The sequence below is a fragment of the Streptomyces pallidus (ex Mingjun et al. 2026) genome (assembly GCF_051550185.1).
Classification (GTDB): Bacteria; Actinomycetota; Actinomycetes; order Streptomycetales; family Streptomycetaceae; genus Streptomyces.
Window position 1 is genome coordinate 6,588,024 of the sequence record NZ_CP196181.1, and the last position, 16,727, is coordinate 6,604,750.

At 72.5% G+C, this 16,727-nt stretch carries 15 protein-coding genes and 3 pseudogenes; 7 read left to right on the forward strand and 11 right to left on the reverse strand.

The features are described 5' to 3' along the window. Positions 1–139: 139 nt before the first annotated feature. Both ACSHWO_RS29345 and ACSHWO_RS29350 read right to left on the reverse strand, forming a co-directional pair. Complete coding sequence (locus ACSHWO_RS29345) at positions 140–559, reverse strand: arsenate reductase ArsC (RefSeq protein ID WP_438316486.1); 420 nt, start codon at positions 557–559, stop codon at positions 140–142. A gap of 191 nt (positions 560–750) precedes the next feature. Further along, positions 751–1,044 (reverse strand): three-helix bundle dimerization domain-containing protein, encoded by a 294-nt coding sequence (locus ACSHWO_RS29350; RefSeq protein ID WP_438316489.1) that lies wholly within the window; start codon positions 1,042–1,044, stop codon positions 751–753. 76 nt (positions 1,045–1,120) lie between these two features. Here ACSHWO_RS29350 and ACSHWO_RS29355 point away from each other — a divergent pair, with 76 nt between their 5' ends. The 3 genes and pseudogenes from ACSHWO_RS29355 to ACSHWO_RS29365 form a co-directional block, all read left to right on the forward strand. Continuing rightward, positions 1,121–1,435 carry an ArsR/SmtB family transcription factor gene (locus tag ACSHWO_RS29355; protein WP_438316492.1) on the forward strand — a complete coding sequence of 105 codons (315 nt, stop codon included), beginning with the start codon at positions 1,121–1,123 and terminating at the stop codon, positions 1,433–1,435. A gap of 40 nt (positions 1,436–1,475) precedes the next feature. Next, positions 1,476–2,258, forward strand: coding sequence for an aquaporin (locus ACSHWO_RS29360; RefSeq protein ID WP_438316495.1), 783 nt, complete (start codon positions 1,476–1,478; stop codon positions 2,256–2,258). After that, positions 2,255–2,676: pseudogene (locus ACSHWO_RS29365) on the forward strand (NAD(P)-binding protein); the annotation flags it as partial. The gene ACSHWO_RS29360 and the pseudogene ACSHWO_RS29365, both read left to right, overlap by 4 nt. 516 nt (positions 2,677–3,192) lie before the next feature. On the opposite strand, the gene ACSHWO_RS29370 reads toward ACSHWO_RS29365, so the two are convergent. The 4 genes and pseudogenes from ACSHWO_RS29370 to ACSHWO_RS29385 all read right to left on the reverse strand — a co-directional run. Then, on the reverse strand, positions 3,193–3,699 hold the full coding sequence (locus tag ACSHWO_RS29370; protein ID WP_438316498.1) for an N-acetyltransferase family protein: 507 nt from the start codon (positions 3,697–3,699) through the stop codon (positions 3,193–3,195). Next, complete coding sequence (locus ACSHWO_RS29375; RefSeq protein ID WP_361098094.1) at positions 3,696–4,064, reverse strand: ArsR/SmtB family transcription factor; 369 nt, start codon at positions 4,062–4,064, stop codon at positions 3,696–3,698. Before ACSHWO_RS29375 ends, ACSHWO_RS29370 begins: the two co-directional genes overlap by 4 nt. 4 nt (positions 4,065–4,068) lie before the next feature. Continuing rightward, entirely contained in the window at positions 4,069–4,578 is a 510-nt protein-coding gene (locus ACSHWO_RS29380; protein WP_438319350.1) for a hypothetical protein, read from the reverse strand. 75 nt (positions 4,579–4,653) lie between these two features. Continuing rightward, positions 4,654–4,926 (reverse strand): annotated as a pseudogene (locus tag ACSHWO_RS29385) (hypothetical protein); the annotation flags it as partial. A gap of 291 nt (positions 4,927–5,217) precedes the next feature. On the opposite strand from ACSHWO_RS29385, the gene ACSHWO_RS29390 reads away from it, so the two are divergent. After that, the gene (locus ACSHWO_RS29390) at positions 5,218–6,585 is read left to right on the forward strand and encodes an NAD(P)-binding domain-containing protein (protein WP_438316502.1); all 1,368 of its coding nucleotides are present in this window, start codon (positions 5,218–5,220) and stop codon (positions 6,583–6,585) included. Between the two features lies 1 nt (position 6,586). Beyond that, positions 6,587–7,834 carry an MFS transporter gene (locus tag ACSHWO_RS29395; protein WP_438316505.1) on the forward strand — a complete coding sequence of 416 codons (1,248 nt, stop codon included), beginning with the start codon at positions 6,587–6,589 and terminating at the stop codon, positions 7,832–7,834. A gap of 491 nt (positions 7,835–8,325) precedes the next feature. On the opposite strand, the pseudogene ACSHWO_RS29400 reads toward ACSHWO_RS29395, so the two are convergent. From ACSHWO_RS29400 to ACSHWO_RS29415, 4 genes and pseudogenes are all read right to left on the reverse strand, one after another. After that, positions 8,326–8,457, reverse strand: a pseudogene (locus ACSHWO_RS29400) (aldehyde dehydrogenase family protein); the annotation flags it as partial. Positions 8,458–8,611: 154 nt separating this feature from the next. Continuing rightward, complete coding sequence (locus ACSHWO_RS29405; protein WP_438316508.1) at positions 8,612–10,636, reverse strand: PTS fructose transporter subunit IIABC; 2,025 nt, start codon at positions 10,634–10,636, stop codon at positions 8,612–8,614. 121 nt (positions 10,637–10,757) lie between these two features. Continuing rightward, the gene (gene pfkB / locus ACSHWO_RS29410) at positions 10,758–11,714 is read right to left on the reverse strand and encodes a 1-phosphofructokinase (protein ID WP_438316511.1); all 957 of its coding nucleotides are present in this window, start codon (positions 11,712–11,714) and stop codon (positions 10,758–10,760) included. Then, positions 11,711–12,472 (reverse strand): DeoR/GlpR family DNA-binding transcription regulator, encoded by a 762-nt coding sequence (locus ACSHWO_RS29415; protein WP_385818471.1) that lies wholly within the window; start codon positions 12,470–12,472, stop codon positions 11,711–11,713. The genes pfkB and ACSHWO_RS29415 overlap by 4 nt, the downstream gene beginning before the upstream one ends. A 323-nt stretch (positions 12,473–12,795) precedes the next feature. Between ACSHWO_RS29415 and ACSHWO_RS29420 the strand changes: the two genes are divergently transcribed. Continuing rightward, positions 12,796–13,068: an HPr family phosphocarrier protein gene (locus ACSHWO_RS29420; RefSeq protein ID WP_179174339.1), complete on the forward strand. Its 273-nt coding sequence runs from the start codon at positions 12,796–12,798 to the stop codon at positions 13,066–13,068. After that, positions 13,065–14,726, forward strand: coding sequence for a phosphoenolpyruvate--protein phosphotransferase (locus tag ACSHWO_RS29425; protein ID WP_438316514.1), 1,662 nt, complete (start codon positions 13,065–13,067; stop codon positions 14,724–14,726). Before ACSHWO_RS29420 ends, ACSHWO_RS29425 begins: the two co-directional genes overlap by 4 nt. Before the next feature lie 429 nt (positions 14,727–15,155). Here the strand turns inward: ACSHWO_RS29425 and exaC are convergent, their stop codons facing one another. After that, a complete protein-coding gene (gene exaC, locus ACSHWO_RS29430; protein WP_438316517.1) occupies positions 15,156–16,679 on the reverse strand; it encodes an acetaldehyde dehydrogenase ExaC in 1,524 nt (507 codons plus the stop codon). Positions 16,680–16,727 lie beyond the last annotated feature (48 nt).

Here is a 16,727-nt window from a genome sequence, read left to right on the forward strand (position 1 = left end):
CCTGGCGGTAGGCGTAGCTTGCGGTAGCCGGATCCGGTCGCGATGATCACGGACTTCGCCCGGTGGGCGGTGCCCGGAGCCGATGATGATGATGACCTTGCGTATGCCGTCGTCGGCGGTGGTCGCGTCGGTCCCGGGGTCAGCCCTGTTTCTTGGCGTCGATCTCGGCGATCAGGCCCTCGATGAGGCCCTTGATCTCGTCGCGGATGGGGCGGACGGCCTCGACGCCCTGGCCGGCCGGGTCCTCGAGCTGCCAGTCGAGGTAGGTCTTGCCGGGGAAGTACGGGCACGCGTCGCCGCAGCCCATGGTGATGATGTAGTCGGAGGCCTGGGCGGCCTCGGGGGTGAGGACCTTGGGCTTCTGGTCGGAGATGTCGATGCCGAGCTCCGCCATGGCGGCGACGGCGGAGGGGTTGATCTGCTCGCCGGGCATGGAGCCGGCCGAGCGGACCTCGATGCGGTCACCGGCGAGGTGGCGCAGGAACCCGGCCGCCATCTGGGAACGGCCCGCGTTGTGGATGCAGACGAACAGGACGGAGGCGGCAGGAACGGAGGGCATCTGTTCTTCCTTAGGGTGAGGCGACTGCGGGTGCGGATCTGCGGGGGCTTTCAGGGGGCGAGCCGGGTGAGCAGCTCGGTGATGCGGGCGTCGATGGCGTCGCGGATATCGCGGACGACGGCGATCGGCGCTCCCTCGGGGTCGGCGACCGACCAGTCGAGGTAGCGGCGGCCGGGCAGACGGGGCAGGCGTCACCGCATCCCATCGTGATCACGATGTCGGCGGCCTGGACGACTTCCTCGGTGACCGGCTTGGGGTAGGCGTCGGCCAGGTCCGCGCCCGTCCAGACGTTCGGCGGTCAGCCGCTCCGCGAGGACGACGAGATGGGTGCGGACCCGGGCGTGCTCGGCGAGTCGGCTGTACGAGTCGGGGAGCAGGCCCAGCGCGGTCTCCGGCGCGAAGTGGCCGGCGTATCGTCTGGCGGGACGGGCCGCCCCCGCCGCCAGGCGTTGGTCCGGCAGGGAGGGTGATGAGGACGTGGACATGGCGTTCCCGTTCAAAGGAGCCAATAGGGTCAGCTCGGGCTGGTATCAGCCGCAACTGATGTGACAGTATCAGTCCATGATGACGTCAGTCGACACTGATCTGATCCGGGTTCTGGCCGACCCGCTCAGGCTCCAGATCGTGACCCTCCTCGCCCGCGAGACGCTCTGCACCACCCACCTGGTGGAGGAGACGGGCGCCAGGCAGACGAACCTCTCCAACCACCTGAAGGTGCTGCGGGAGGCCGGGGTTGTGGAGACGGAGCCATGCGGGAGGTACATCTACTACCGCCTGCGCCCGGAAGTCATCGAAGCCCTCGCCGGTCAGTTCGGTGACCTCGCCCAGACCGCGCGAGCCACCGCCGAAGCGAACCTCAAGCGGTCCTGCCCGTAGCCTTCCGCGCCTTGCCTCACCTGCCCGAGGAGAACCCGCCTTGACCGCCACCGAGCCCGCCGCGAGCGGCGCCATAGCCGCTGACACGGCGCCGCAGCCCGCGCCCGGCGCGACTCCGCCCCGTACCCCGCTGATCGCCCGCGCGGCCGCCGAGCTGGTCGGCAGCGCCGCCCTGGTCGCGATCGTGGTCGGCTCCGGCATCCAGGCCACCGAGCTCACCGACGACGTAGCCCTCCAGCTGCTGGCCAACTCCACCGCCACCGTCTTCGGCCTCGGCGTCCTGATCGCCCTCCTCGGTCCGGTCTCCGGCGCCCACTTCAATCCGGCCGTCACCCTGGCCGAGTGGTGGACCGCCCGCCGCGGCGGCGGCGGAGTCAACGCCCGCGAACTCGCCGTCTACGTGCCCTCCCAGATCGCCGGCGCGATCGCGGGCGCGATCCTGGCGGACGCGATGTTCGGGGAGCCGCTGGTGAAGTGGTCGCAGCACGACCGCTCCGCCGGCAACCTGCTTCTCGGCGAGGTCGTCGCCACGGCCGGTCTGATCCTGTTGATCTTCGGGCTGGCCCGCACCGACCGACTGCGCTTCGCCCCCGTCGCTGTCGCCTCGTACATCGGCGCGGCGTACTGGTTCACCTCGTCCACATCCTTCGCGAACCCGGCCGTGACGATCGGCCGTGCCTTCACCGACACGTTCGCGGGTATCGCCCCCGGCTCGGTGGCCGGGTTCGTCGGCATGCAGCTGGTCGGCGTGATCGTGGGCCTGGCACTGGTGGCGGTCATCTTCATGCGCGGCAAGAACGACACGGAGCAGCCCGCGGCATGACGCGCAGCACGGACGTGGTGGTGATCGGCGGCGGCCAAGCAGGGCTCGCCGCCGGCTACCACCTGCGCCGCCTGCGCATCGAGCACGTCATCCCCGACGCCCAGGCCGCGCCCGGCGGGGCATGGCAGCACACCTGGGACTCCCTCCGACTGTTCTCCCCGGCGGAGTACTCCTCTCCGCCCGGGCGGCTCATGCCGGTCCAGCCGGGACAGACCTACCCGACGCGCAGCATGTCGTCGACTACCTCGCCGACTGCATCGACGGCCGGGCCCTCTTCGACCACGCCACCGCACGCAGCCGTGCCCTCGACGAAGGCCGCGCCGACAGCGGCGGCGTTGCCTCCCTCGGCGACATCGTCGCCGTCCCGCCCGTACGAGCTGCCCGTGACGCCGGACTCCTGACCGGGAAGCCGATGTTCACTGCGACGCAGCCCGGGAGATCCGCGACCTGTTGACCTGACCTGACCTGACCTGACCTGACCCCACCCGGCTTCAGCGGGCAGGAAGAACCGAAGGCCCGGTGACGTCAGTGGCCGGGCCAGCTCGTACGCGGAGACGAGCAGGATCACGGCCAGCGCGGCCATGACCATGGTGAACCGGAGGTTGGTGCCGAGGACGGCGTAGCTGCCGTCGCGGCTGTAGCGGGCGAAGGCGACGAGCATGGTCGGCAGGGACGCCACCGGGGAGAGGCCGAAGCCCGCCGCCATACCGGCGGGAACCTGTGCCCCCAGCGGCAGGTCGAGCGTGCCCAGCGTGGTGGTGTGCGTGAGGACCAGAGCGGCCGCCATGAGCACCATGAGGGCGGCCAGGACCTTGTAGAGGGTGGCGGAGCGCATCCGACCGCCTGTCGAGACCGCCGAGCCGCAGCTCCTCCACCCTGCCCGGCGTGCGTGGCCCTCGGCGCTACCTGACCCAGCCGTCCCGACGTGAGCCGTCTACGTCAGGACGGGGCTGCGGCGCTCCAGCAGGACCACGTCCCGCCAGGCTTCGTGGTGGCGGCCGATCCGTTCGCGGGTGCCGATGATCCGGAACCCGGCCCGCGCATGCAGGGCGAGGCTGGCGCTGTTCTCGGGGAAGATCCCGGACTGGATCGTCCAGATCCCCGCCGCCTCCGTGGAGGCGATCAGCGCGTCCAGGAGGGCGCGGGCGACACCGCGGCCGCGGGCGTCGGGGTGGACGTACACGGAGTGTTCGACCACGCCCGCGTACGCGCACCGGTCGGAGACCGCGCTCGCCGCGACCCAGCCCAGCACCCGGCCGCCATCGTCATCGTCATCGAGGGCGACGAAGCGATGACCGGGCAGCTTGGCCTTGTCGAACGAGGCCCACTCGGGGGCCTGGGTCTCGAAGGTCGCGTTGCCTTCATCGATCCCCGCCTGGTAGATGCCGAGCACCTGCTCGGCGTGCTCTGGGAGAAGAGCCTCGATCCGCACGCCGCTCACGCGGCCTTCGCCGCGCCGGACAGCAGCGCGCCCATCGCGGCCAGCACGGAGGGCTCGACCCGGTAGTACACCCATGTACCGCGCCGCTCGGAGGACAGCAGACCGGCTTCTTTCAGCTTCTTGAGGTGGTGGGAGACGGTGGGCTGGGAGACGCCGACGTCGGAGATGTCGCACACGCATGCTTCGCCGCCCTCGTGGGAGGCCACGGCAGAGAACAGGCGCAGCCGCACGGGGTCACCCAGGGCCTTGAACATCTTCGCCGCGGCCTCGGCCTCGTCCGCCGACATGGGGCGTTCGTTCAGCGGCGGGCAGCAGGGCGCGACGGCCTCGGACTCCAGGAGCGGCAGTACCTTCGCATTCGACATACGTCTATGTTGACACATGTCGAACCAGAGTGTCAGGGGCCTCACGCACGGGCCAGGTGGGCGGCCGGGCGGCGGGCCGCCCGCTCGGCGTCACGGCCGACGCCTCGCAGGGAGTTCGAGGACAGGCTGCGCTGCCACTCCAGGCCGACGAAGGCCAGGCCCGGGGGTGCGGGGGAAGTGCCGTTCCGGTGCCGGGCCGGCCGGAGGCGTCGAGGGCGCCGCCGAGCCCGGCCAGGTAGGGCAGGTCCGGGCGGTAGCCGGTGGCCAGGATCAGCGCATCCAACCTCTCGGTGATGCCGTCCGTCCATGCGACCTTGTCTCCGTCCAGGCGCAGGAACATCGGGCGCCGGTCGGGGCTGCCGGCCGCCAGGGCGGCGCGGTAGCGGCCGTCGTCCAGGACCGGCTGGCCAGGCGGGGTCCGCAGCAGGCGCCCGAGCGGTGCGGTGTCGAGACCTGTACGGGTCAGCCAGAAGTGCAGATCCCTCCCCAGCAGGCGCTGGCGGGCGAACCTCACCGGCGCCCGCGTGGCCAACGTGGTCCGGCTTTCGCGCGCAAGCTCGGCGGCTATCTGCACCCCGGAGGTTCCCGCCCCGACCACCACGACCCGCTGCCCGGCGAACGCGGCCGGGCTGCGGTAGTCGGCCGCGTGCAGGACCTGCCCACCGAAGGTTGCCAGGCCCGGCAGGTCAGGGTGGTGGGGGCGGCCGAAACCGTCTGGACCAGCGCCTGCGCGGTGGCCAGCCCCGCTTGCCCGCCTCCGATGACGACGACTTCTGCGCGCTCCATGGCTACTCCCGGTAAATAGATGAATGTCTATGTTGACGTCTGTCGATACAGGTGCCATGCTGATCACGCAAGCCATAGACAAACTTCGAAACACCAGGAGTCGTCATGAACGAGTCGGTCAACCCCAGCCCGAACCACCCCGGGACGGCGGCTTCCTGCTGCGGCCCCGCCCCGGCCGCGCCCACTGCGGAGACGGCTCCCGCCGAGTCCTCACCGTGTTGTGGCACCAGCGAGGGCGCGGAAGCCGCCGGAGCCTGCTGCGACCCGCAAGCCAAGCGCGAGGCCGTCGCTACCGGCGCCGGCTGCTGCTGACCACCTGAAGTCCCCGCCCACCCCGCCTGCCTGCACGAAGACCCGGAGACCTGTCATGAGCGAGAACACCACCGAGCTGCCCGTCGTCGTCATCGGAGCCGGTCCCGCCGGCCTCGCGGCCGCCGCCCACCTCGTCGACCGCGGCCTGGACCCCCTCGTCCTGGAAGCCGGGACGACCGCCGGATCCGCGGTCCGCGAGTGGGCCCACGTGCGGCTGTTCTCGCGCTGGGGCGAGGTGGTCGACCCGGCCGCCGAGAAGCTCCTCGCCCCGACCGGCTGGGTCAAGCCCGCCGAGGACACCTACCCCTCCGGCGGCGACTGGGCCGCCCTCTACCTCCAGCCGCTCGCCGACGTGCTCGGCGGGCAGGTCCGCTACGGAGCGCGCGTCACCGGCGTCTCCCGAACCGGCCGCGACCGCATCGTCGACGCCGACCGCGAGGCCCGGCCCTTCGTCGTCCACTACGAGAACGCCGACGGCCGCGAGCAGCGGGTCTTCGCTCGTGCGGTCATCGACGCCTCGGGCACCTGGTCCACCCCCAGCCCCGCAGGCGGCAGCGGCCTGGCGGCCCTCGGCGAGAAGGCCTCCGCGGACCGCATCACCTACCGGGTCCCAGACCTGAAGGACCCCGCCGTCCGCGCCCGGTACGCGGGCAAGCGCACCGCGGTCATCGGTTCCGGCGCCTCCGCCTTCACCGCCCTCGCCTACCTCGCCGACCTGGCCAAGTCCGAGGACGGCCAGGGCACCCACGCCACCTGGATCCTGCGCCGCGGCATCTCCGGCTCCACCTTCGGCGGCGGCGAAGCCGACCAGCTGCCCGCCCGCGGTGCCCTGGGCCTGGCGGCGAAGGCAGCGGTCGACGGCGGGTACGCGGACGCGGTCACCGGCTTCCGTACCGACAGCTTCGAGCGTGACGGTGACGGCCGCCTAGTCCTCGTCGGTGAGGACGGCCGCCGCCTGGACCCGGTGGACGAGGTCATCGTCCTGACCGGCTTCCGCCCCGACCTCACCTTCCTGGACGAGCTCCGCCTCGGCCTCGACGAGCGCCTGCAGGCGCCGGTCGAGCTGGCGCCGCTGATCGACCCGAACCAGCACTCCTGCGGCACGGTCTACCCGCACGGTGTGAACGAGCTCTCCCACCCGGAGAAGGGCGTCTACCTCGTCGGCATGAAGTCCTACGGCCGCGCCCCGACCTTCCTGGCGATGACCGGCTACGAGCAGGTGCGTTCCGTCGCCGCCCACCTCGCCGGCGACCAGGAGGCGGCCGAGCGCGTCGAACTCACCCTCCCCGAGACGGGGGTGTGCGGCGGCGCGGGCCTCTTCGACCAGCCGGAAGCAGCCGCGGAGGAGACCGGTGGCGGCTGCTGCGCGGCCCCGGCCACCCTCACCATCGGCGCCGCTCCCGCTTCCGTCGGCGGCTGCTGAGGTGAGCGACCTTCAAAGCGGCGTGGCCGCGACCGGGACGGGGGTCCGGTCGCGGCCACGCGCCGTCCTGCCCGCCTTCTGCCTCACCCAGATCACCAGCTGGGGCATCGTCTACTACGCCTTCCCCGTCCTCAATCCCGCCATCACCGCTGACACCGGGTGGAGTGCGGGCGCGACCACGGCGGCGTTCTCCGCGGCACTCGTCGTCTCCGCCATCGCCGGGATCTACGTCGGCCGCGTCCTGGACCACCGCGGCCCCCGCCTGGTCATGACCGCAGGCTCCCTCCTCGGCGCCCTGAGCCTGCTGGTCATCGCCGCGGCCCCCGACCTGACCGTCTTCTACGCCGGATGGCTGCTCGCCGGAGCGGCCATGGCGGCCATCTTCTACCAGCCCGCCTTCGCCGCCCTCACCCGCTGGTGGGCCCCCGACCACGTCCGCGCCCTCACCATCGTCACCCTCGCAGGCGGCCTCGCCTCCACCGTCTTCGCCCCCCTGACCGCGATCCTCGCCGACCACATGTCCTGGCGCGCCACCTACACGGTCCTCGCCGGGATCCTCGCCGTCCTGACCGTCCCGGCCCATGCCCTCGCCCTGAGGGCCCCCTGGCCGCCGGCTCCTCCGAGTCCGCCGCACGTCAGCGGCGGGCACGAGCAGGTGGTGCGCAGCCGGCCGTTCTGGATGCTGGCCGCCGCCTTCACCCTGTCCGCGTTCGCGATGTACGCGGTCGTCATCGGCCTCGTCCCCCTCTTGATCGAACGCGGCTACACGACCACCCAGGCCGCATGGGCCCTCGGCCTCGGCGGCGCTGGCCAGACCCTTGGCCGGACCCTGTACGCGGGCCTCGCCCGGCGGCTGGGTGTCACCGCCCGCACCGTCACGCTGATCGCGCTCGGCGCCCTGACCACCGCAGCCCTCGCCACCGTGGCAGGCCCCTACGCCCTGCTCGTCGCCGTGTCCGTCCTTGCCGGGGTGATCCGAGGGAACGTCACCCTGCTCCAGGCCACCGCGGTCACCGACCGCTGGGGTACCACCCACTACGGTCGGCTCTCCGGTCTCCTCGGCGCACCCGCCCACGCTGCAGCCGCCCTTGCCCCCTTTGCCGGGGCCCTCCTGGCCGGACCCCTCGGCGGATACCCCGCACTTTTCGCACTGCTCGCCGCGCTGGCGGTCATCGCCGCCGTCACGGCCCTCGGTGCCCGCGCGCATCGCCCCGAAGGCGAAGGGACAGTCTCTGTCGGCAAGAGCTGAGCTCGACATCCCGTTGTAGTGGCAGGGATTGGGTGCGATCGGGATTGGACGGCGCAAGCGGTTGGCGGCCCGGGCGCCCACACCGGATCGAGGCCGCATGGACCAGTGGCTCGCGGGCCCCACAAAGCCGAGAAATCGGAAGGGTCGTGGGCCCGCGCCGGACGAGGTCGTGACCGCGCACTGGAACTGCTGGGGGTGCCGGACGGCCGCCCCGTGCTCAGACTCCTCTGACGAGCTGCGCGTGGGACGGTGCGGTTCGGATGATCAGATTGCCTTGGGCTGGAGTCGGCGAGGTTGTTCAGGACCGCGTTTGCTCACGGGCCAACACGTGTCCAGGGGTGTCGCGGTCCGGGGCGTGAGCCTCCCGGATCTCGGCGCGCGGATGTAGGAAGTTGCGGTACTTGCGCAACTCGTGGCAGCGCTCGACGTCGGCCCCGATCCGACCGGCGTCGTGACAGGTCTTCATCCTTCCAGGAGCTCGATTTGGCCCTCTAGAAGAACCCAACAGCTTTCGGGGAATAGCTGCAATAAACGTTCTTCGTCTGCTGGTAGTGCTCCAGCATCATCTTGTGGGTTTCGCGGCCTATGCCGGACTGCTTGTAGCCGCCGAAGGCCGCGTGGGCGGAGTCCGATCGAACTCCGTATAGCGTCCGCAGCTGCTTCGGCGGCCCGCGTGTCCGCTCCGTCCACCAACAAGCGCCGGGCAGGTTCCTGACCCGGCCGCCCGTTCCCACCGGGCGGCCGGGTCACGCCGGAGGCATCCCACGGCCCGTCGGGTCAGACGGCGGCCGGCTGCTTCCCGGCGTGGGAGGCGGAGGCGGAGGGCGCCGGGGCGGCGGACTTCCGCGGCGCCTTGAGCAGCACCACCACCGCCGTGGTGACCACCGTGCCCGCCACGACCGCAACCAGGTAGAGGAACGGGCTGCCGATCAGGGGGAGCACCCAGATCCCGCCGTGCGGGGCACGCAGGGTGGAGCCGAAGGCCATCGCCAGGCCACCGGCGGTCATGCTGCCGGCGATGCCCGCCGGGATGACCCGCAGCGGGTCGGCCGCCGCGAACGGGATCGCGCCCTCGGTGATGAACGAGGCGCCGAGCACCCAGGCCGCCTTCCCGTTCTCCTGCTCCTCGGGGGTGAACAGCCTGCGCCGGACGACGGTCGCCAGGGCCATGCCCAGCGGCGGGGTCATGCCGGCGGCCATCACGGCAGCCATCACCTTGAGGCTGCCGGCGTCCGGGGTGGTACCCGCGGTGGTGAGCACCCCGGCCGCGAAGGTGTAGGCGACCTTGTTGAGCGGACCTCCCATGTCGAAGGCCATCATCGCGCCGAGCAGCACGCCGAGCAGGATCGCGTTGGAGCCGGAGAGACCGTTCAGCCAGTCGGTCAGGCCGTTCATCGCCGAGGCGATCGGCGAGCCGACCACCACGAACATCAGGAAGCCGACCGCCGCCACGGACAGCAGCGGAATCACCACGACCGGCATGATGCCCTTGATCGCCCGGGGCACGTTCCAGCGGATCATCCACAGCACCAGGAAGCCCGCGGCCAGGCCGGACACGATGCCGCCGAGGAAGCCCGCGCCGACCGCCACCGAGACGGCACCGCCGGCGATGCCGGCGGCCAGTGCCGCCCGGTCCGCGATCGCCCAGGCGACGTACCCGGAGAGGACGGGGACCAGGAAGCCGAAGGAGGTCTTGCCGGTCTGGAACAGCATCGCCGCCCAACTGTGCGAGGAGGTCCAGTCGAAGTGGCCCAGTACGGACGGCGCGGAGGCGATCTGGTAGCCGCCCATCGCGAAGGCGAGCGCGATCAGCAGTCCGCCGGCCGCGACGAACGGGATCATGTAGCTGACGCCCGTCATCAGGTACGTGCGCAGCCGCTGCCCCCAGTGCTCGCCCGCAGGTGCGCTCGGCGCGGCGACGGGGGTGGTGGCGGTACGCGCGCCGCCGCCGGCTTCGGTGACCAGTCCGGAGGCCTGCGCGATCAGGTCGTCGGCACGGTTGACCCCGGCCTTGACGCCCACGTCCACGGTCGGCTTGCCGGCAAAGCGGGCCCGGTCCCGTATCTCCACGTCATGGGCGAAGATCACCGCATCGGCTGCCGCGATGACCTCGGGGTCGAGCGGCGTCGTCCCGGCCGACCCCTGGGTCTCGACCTGGATCCGCGCGCCCGCCCGGGCGGCGGCCAGTTCCAGGGCCTTGGCGGCCATGTACGTGTGGGCGATGCCCGTCGGGCAGGAGGTCACCGCGACGAGCCGCAGCCTGCCGTCGGAGGCGGCCGTTTTCAGGGCCCCGACCGCCTCTGAAGCCTCGGCCGTTTCCGGAACGGCAGCCGGCGCCTCCTCGCCGTTGATCCGCGCCGCGACCGCGCTCGGGCTCTCGGCGTCGCGCAGGGCGCCGGTGAAGGCGGGGTCCATGAGGCGGCGGGCCAGCGCGGCGAGGATCTGCAGATGGGTGTCGTCCGCACCGGCCGGAGCGGCGATCATGAAGATCAGGTCGGCGGGCCGTCCGTCCGGGGCGTCGAAGTCCACACCCCGGGCACTGCGGCCGAAGGCCAGGCTCGGCTGCGTGACGTGGGGCGATCGGCAGTGCGGAATGCCGATCCCGTCACCCATTCCGGTCGGGGCCTGGGCCTCCCGGGCGGCGACGTCGGCGAGGAAGCCGTCGAGGTCGGTGACCCGGCCCTCGGCGACCAGCCGCTGGGCGAGGACGCGGAGGGCTTCGTTCTTGTCCTCGGGGGCGAGGTAGAGATCGACGAGTGCGGGTGTGATCAGCCCGCTGGTCTCGTTCATCGTGTCGGTCATCGTGTCGATCCTTCGACTGGTTCCTGACAGTGTCCCTTGCCCCCGGGAATCGGTGCCCTTCCGTCCCACACGGTCGGGCGTGCCGCCTCCTGGGGGCGACGCCGTCCCCAGGAGGTCGTTCTCAACCGCGGAGCGGTCGGTCGAGCGGGAGGTCCGCCGTCACGACCACCGCGGCCGGGTCCAGATGGGCCGGGGTCGGCATGAGGCTCCCCGGCAGTTGTACGGCGGCGGCGCCGTGCGCCAAGGCCGCCACGAGGGCCTCGGGGCCGGTGCCGCCGGCGCCGAGGAAGCCCGCGAGCGAGGCGTCGCCCGCTCCCACGTCGCTGCGGACGGCGGCGACCGGTGCGCTGCCGTACCAGCTTTCCTCGGCGACGAGCAGCATCCCGTCCGCACCGAGGCTGGCGAGGACCTGCTGGGCGCCGCGCTCGCGCAGCTCCCCGGCCGCGTCCACGGCGTCGCCGACGGTGCGGACCGGGCGGCCCACGGCCTCCGCGAGTTCCTCCCGGTTGGGCTTGACCACGTCGGGGCGGGCCGAGAGCGCGGCCAGCAGCGCGGGACCGGAGGTGTCGAGGGCGATCCGGGCACCACCCGAGTGCACCTGGGCGACCACGTCCGCGTACCACTCGGGTGCGAGACCGCGCGGCAGGCTGCCGCAGCAGGCGAGCCACTGCACGTCGCTCCCGGTGCCCTGCCCGGTCTTCTGGGCGTCGCGGACGAGCGCGAGCAGTGCGGCCGACTCGGCGGCGCTGAGTTCGGGGCCCACGGCGTTGATCTTCGTGAGGCTGCCGCCGTCCTCGGCGATCGAGACGTTGATCCGGGTGTCGCCCGAGATCGCTACCGCCGCGACGTCGATGCCCTGGCGGCGCAACAGGTCGGCGAGCAGTTGCCCGGAGAGGCCGCCCAGTGGAAGGACCGCGCTGGTGCGGTGGCCGGCGGCCGTGAGCGCGCGGGAGACGTTGACGCCCTTGCCGCCCGGATCGAGCCGGTCGTGCGAGGCCCGGTTGACCTCGCCCGGGGCGAGGGTTCCCAGTTCGTAGGTGCGATCGAGGCTGGGGTTCGGGGTGATGGTGACGATCATGCGCGGATGACTTCCGGTCCGTGGTTCTCGATCCCGGCGGCCTGCTCGTCCGTCAGCCCGGTGTCCGTGACCAGCACGTCCACCTGGTCCAGCGAGCCGAAGCGGGCGAAGTGGCGGGCACCGTACTTGGAGGAGTCGGCCACCAGGACGACCCGCCGGGCACCGGTGAGCATGGCCCGCTTCACGGCTGCCTCGGCGAGGTCCGGCGTCGAGAGGCCGCCCTCCGGGGAGAAGCCGTTGGTGGCGATCACCGCGACGTCCGCGTGGACATCCGCCAGGTCGCGCAGCGCCCACGCGTCGACGGCGGCCTGGGTGCGGTGGCGCAGTCGGCCGCCCACCAGGTGGAGGGTGAGCCCGGGGTGGTCGGCCAGTCGGGCGGCGACCGGGAGCGCGTTGGTGACGACGGTGAGGCTGCAGTCGGCGGGCAGCAGGCCGGCCAGCCGGGAGACGGTCGTCCCGGCGTCAAGGATCACGCTGCCCTCCGCGGGCAGCAGGTCGAGGGCCGCCTTGGCGATGCGTTCCTTCTCGGTCGCGGCCGTGGAGTCCCGTTCGGCCAGACCGGGCTCCAGGTGCAGCGCGCCGGCGGGCAGCGCGCCGCCGTGCACCCGGTGCAGCAGACCGGCCCGGTCGAGGGCGCTCAGGTCACGCCGGATGGTCTCCTGCGTGACGCCGAAGTCCTCGGCGAGTGTCGGCACGTCCACCCTGCCCTGCTTCTGCGCGAGGCGGAGGATCTCTTGCTGCCGCTCGGGTGCGTACATGTGGGATTGGGTCCGTTTCATGTCTGTTCACGCTTGCTTCAGGCCGACCATACGCGCTCCGACCGAAAAGGCAAGGGGTCGTGCGGGCTTCGTGCTCATCTTTGAGTTTGTCCGAATGTGTTGACATCGCTCGACGATCGGACGTAGAACCAATCGAAACAACACGTTCACGGGCTTGAAACCACGGCCCGCCCGGCCCTCCGCCACCGCCCCCGTACTGCGGAGACCCGGTTCCGATCACCGTGGCCCACTCCCCGGCCGACCCGGATCCCACCCGGGTCGGCGCCCGTCTCTCCTCCACTCACCTCCTCCAAGGACCTCCCATGCACTCGATCCAGGTCACCGTCGGCTCCCGGAGCGGCCTGCACGCCCGCCCGGCCTCGCTGTTCGTCCAGGCCGCCGCCCGCCAGCCGGCCAAGGTCACCGTCGGCCGCCCGGGGCAGGTCCCGGTCGACGCCCGCAGCCTGCTCTCCGTCCTCGCCCTCGCCGCCGGCTGCGGCGAGGCCCTGGAGCTCACCGCGACCGGCGACCAGGCCCAGGACTCGCTGAAGGCGCTCGCCGACCTGCTCGCCTCCGACCTCGACGCAGCGGCATGAGCGATCCGATCCGCGGGATCGGCGTCGGCACGGGCAGCGCGGCGGGCCCGGTCGCCCGGATGGCGTCCGTACCCGCGCTGCCCGCACCGAGGCCTGTCGCCGACCCGGCCGCCGAGGCGGCGGCGGTCCGCGCCGCCCTCGGTGCGGTCGTCACCGAGCTGGACGAGCGAGCCGCCCGCGTGCGCGGCCCCGGTTCCGACGTGCTCGCCGCGCAGGCCATGATGGCCGCCGATCCGGTCCTGGCCGACGCGGCGGCCGCCCTGGCCGAACGGGGCACCGACGGCGCCCACGCGCTCGCCACCGCCTTCGACGGATTCCGCACCGCGCTGGTCGCCGCCGGCGGTCATTTCGCGGAACGCGTCGCCGACCTGGACGACCTGCGCGACCGTGCGGTGGCGCACCTGCTGGGCCTGCCCGTGCCCGGTCTGCCCGACCCGGGACACCCGTACGTCCTGGTCGCCGAGGACCTGGCGCCCGCCGACACGGCGCTGCTCGACCCCGCCCGCGTGCTGGCCCTGGTCACCGTCCGCGGCGGGCCGACCAGTCACACGGCCATCCTCGCCAAGGCACTCGGCGTCCCCGCCGTGGTCGGCTGCGCCGGTGCCATGGAACTCGACGACGGCCGGCAGGTCCTGGTGCACGGCGCGGACGGCCTGGTCGAGCCCGACCCTAGCCCGGAGTCCCTCGGGCGGGCCGCCGAACGGGAGCGCCGTCGCCGCGAGCTGACGGCCCGGGTCCAGGGGCCGGGCCGGACGGCGGACGGCCATCCGGTCGCACTCCTCGTCAACCTCGGGGCGCCGCACGAGCTGGCCGGCGCGGCTGCGGCCGACGCCGAGGGCGTGGGCCTGTTCCGCACCGAGTTCCTCTTCCTGGACCGCGCCGAGGCACCCGGCCTCGCCGAACAGGCCGCCGCCTACCGGCAGGTCTTCGCGGCCTTCGCCGGCCGCCGGGTCGTCGTCCGCACACTCGACGCGGGGGCGGACAAACCGCTGCTCTTCGCCACGGCCGCCGATGAGGAGAACCCGGCCCTCGGCGTCCGCGGCCTGCGGACGGCCGCCCGTGACCCCCAGCTGTTGGAGACCCAGCTCGCCGCGATCGCCGAGGCCGCCGAGGACGGCGCCGCCCAGGTCTGGGTGATGGCCCCGATGGTGTCGGTCCCGTCTGAGGCGGCCGAGTTCGCCGCCCGGGTCCGCGCGCACGGCCTGCCGCTGGCCGGCGCCATGATCGAGGTCCCGGCGGCCGCCCTGCGGACCGACCGGCTGGCGGAGGTCTGCGACTTCTTCAGCATCGGTACCAACGACCTGGCCCAGTACACCTTCGCGGCCGACCGCACGCTCGGCTCCCTCGCCGAGCTCCTCGACCCGTGGCAGCCGGCCCTGCTCACGCTGGTCGCCTCCGCCGCTCGGTCCGCAGCCGAACACGGCCGTCCGATCGGCGTGTGCGGTGAGGCGGCCGCCGACCCGACGCTCGCCCTGGTGCTGGTCGGCCTCGGCATCACCAGCCTGTCGGCCGCGCCCGCCTCGCTCCCCGAGGTACGGGCGGCACTGGCCGCCCACACCCTCGCGGAGTGCCGCGAACTCGCCCAGCTGGCCCTGCTCGCCGATGACGCCGCCGATGCCCGCGGCAAGGTCCGGTCGAGGGTCACGGGAGGCGGATGAGAAGCGGCGCGACCGACGCGGCTCCCCGCGGCGGCAACGACGACGGACCGCGGGGCCCCGTCCGGGAGACGGCGACGGCCATCCGCTGAACCTGTTCCGCCTCCGGCGAGGCGGTCGGGCAGGGACGCACGCCCCGGCCGGTTCGGAGACCGTAGCTCTCCAGGGTGCTGTACGCCGCGCCGGCGGGGCCGCTGTTCCGGCTGAACCAGGCGAGGACGGAACCTCGCCCCCGAGCCGGCGTCCGGGAGCAGGCAACGCACCGCCGGGGCCGGCGACTTGGTCCGTGACCGGTCCGGAAGAGCTGATCAGGAGCGGGACACCGGTGGGATGAACTGGGAGTCCCAGCGTCAGCGCACCCCCTCCTCATGTGGGGCGAGCGTGAGGCGCCTGCCGGGCAAGAGCCCAGGTCAGGCGCCTCTTTTCGTGACCCTAGAAGAACCCGAGCTTCTTCGGCGAGTAGCTGACCAGCATGTTCTTCGTCTGCTGGTAGTGCTCCAGCATCATCTTGTGGGTTTCGCGGCCTATGCCGGACTGCTTGTAGCCGCCGAAGGCCGCGTGGGCCGGGTAGGCGTGGTAGCAGTTCGTCCAGACCCGGCCCGCCTGGATCGCGCGGCCCGCGCGGTACGCGGTGTTGACGTCGCGGGTCCACACCCCCGCGCCCAGGCCGTACGCGGTGTCGTTCGCGATGCGGATGGCGTCCTCGAAGTCCTGGAACGAGGTCACGGACACCACCGGGCCGAAGATCTCCTCCTGGAAGATCCGCATCCGGTTGTCACCCTCGAAGATCGTCGGCTGGACGTAGTATCCGCCGGCGAGGTCGCCGCCGTGGTCGATGCGCTCGCCGCCGGTCAGGACCTTCGCGCCCTCCCGCTGGCCGATCTCCACGTACGACAGGATCTTGCGCAGCTGCTCCTCCGAGGCCTGCGCTCCGATCATCGTGTCCGTGTCCAGCGGGTGCCCCGGCACGATCAGCTCGGTGCGGGCGACCGCCGCGTCGAGGAAGTCCCCGTACCGGCCGCGCTCGATCAGCGCCCGTGACGGGCTCGTGCACACCTCGCCCTGGTTGAGGGCGAACATGGCGAACCCCTCCAGGGCCTTGTCGCGCAGGTCGTCGTCGACCGTCCAGATGTCGTCGAAGAAGATGTTGGGGCTCTTGCCGCCGAGTTCGAGGGTGACCGGCTTGAGGTGCTCCGCCGCGTACTGCATGATCAGCCGACCCGTGGTCGTCTCCCCGGTGAACGCGATCTTCGCGACCCGCGGGCTGGACGCCAGCGGCTTGCCCGCCTCCTCGCCGAAACCGTTGACGATGTTCACCACGCCCGGCGGCAGCAGGTCGGCCACCAGGCCCAACCAGTAGTGCACCGAGGCCGGCGTCTGCTCGGCCGGCTTCAGCACCACCGTGTTGCCCGCCGCGAGGGCCGGGGCCAGCTTCCACACCGCCATCAGGAGCGGGAAGTTCCACGGGATGATCTGCCCGACCACGCCGAGGGGCTCGTGGAAGTGGTAGGCGACGGTGTCCTCGTCGAGCTGGCTGAGCGCGCCCTCCTGGGCGCGCAGGGCGCCCGCGAAGTAGCGGAACTGGTCGATGGCGAGGGGCAGGTCGGCGGCGAGGGTCTCGCGGATCGGCTTGCCGTTCTCCCAGGTCTCCGCGACCGCCAGGGCCTCCAGGTGCTCCTCCGTCCGGTCCGCCACGCGCAGCAGGACGGCGGCCCGCTCGGCCGCCGAGGTGCGTCCCCACGCGGGGGCGGCCGCGTGCGCCGCGTCGAGGGCGCGCTCCACGTCCTCGGCCGTTCCGCGCGCCACCTCGGTGAAGGTCTCGCCGTTGACGGGGGAGGGGTTGGCGAAGTACTGGCCGCGGACGGGTTCGACGTACTCGCCGCCGATGAAGTGGTCGTACCGGGACGCGTACGACATCAGCGCGCCCTCGGTGCCGGGCGCAGCGTAACGGGCCATGGTGTCCTCCCTCGCCGGGCGCGGGCCGCCGTCGGCCGGCGCTCGGCA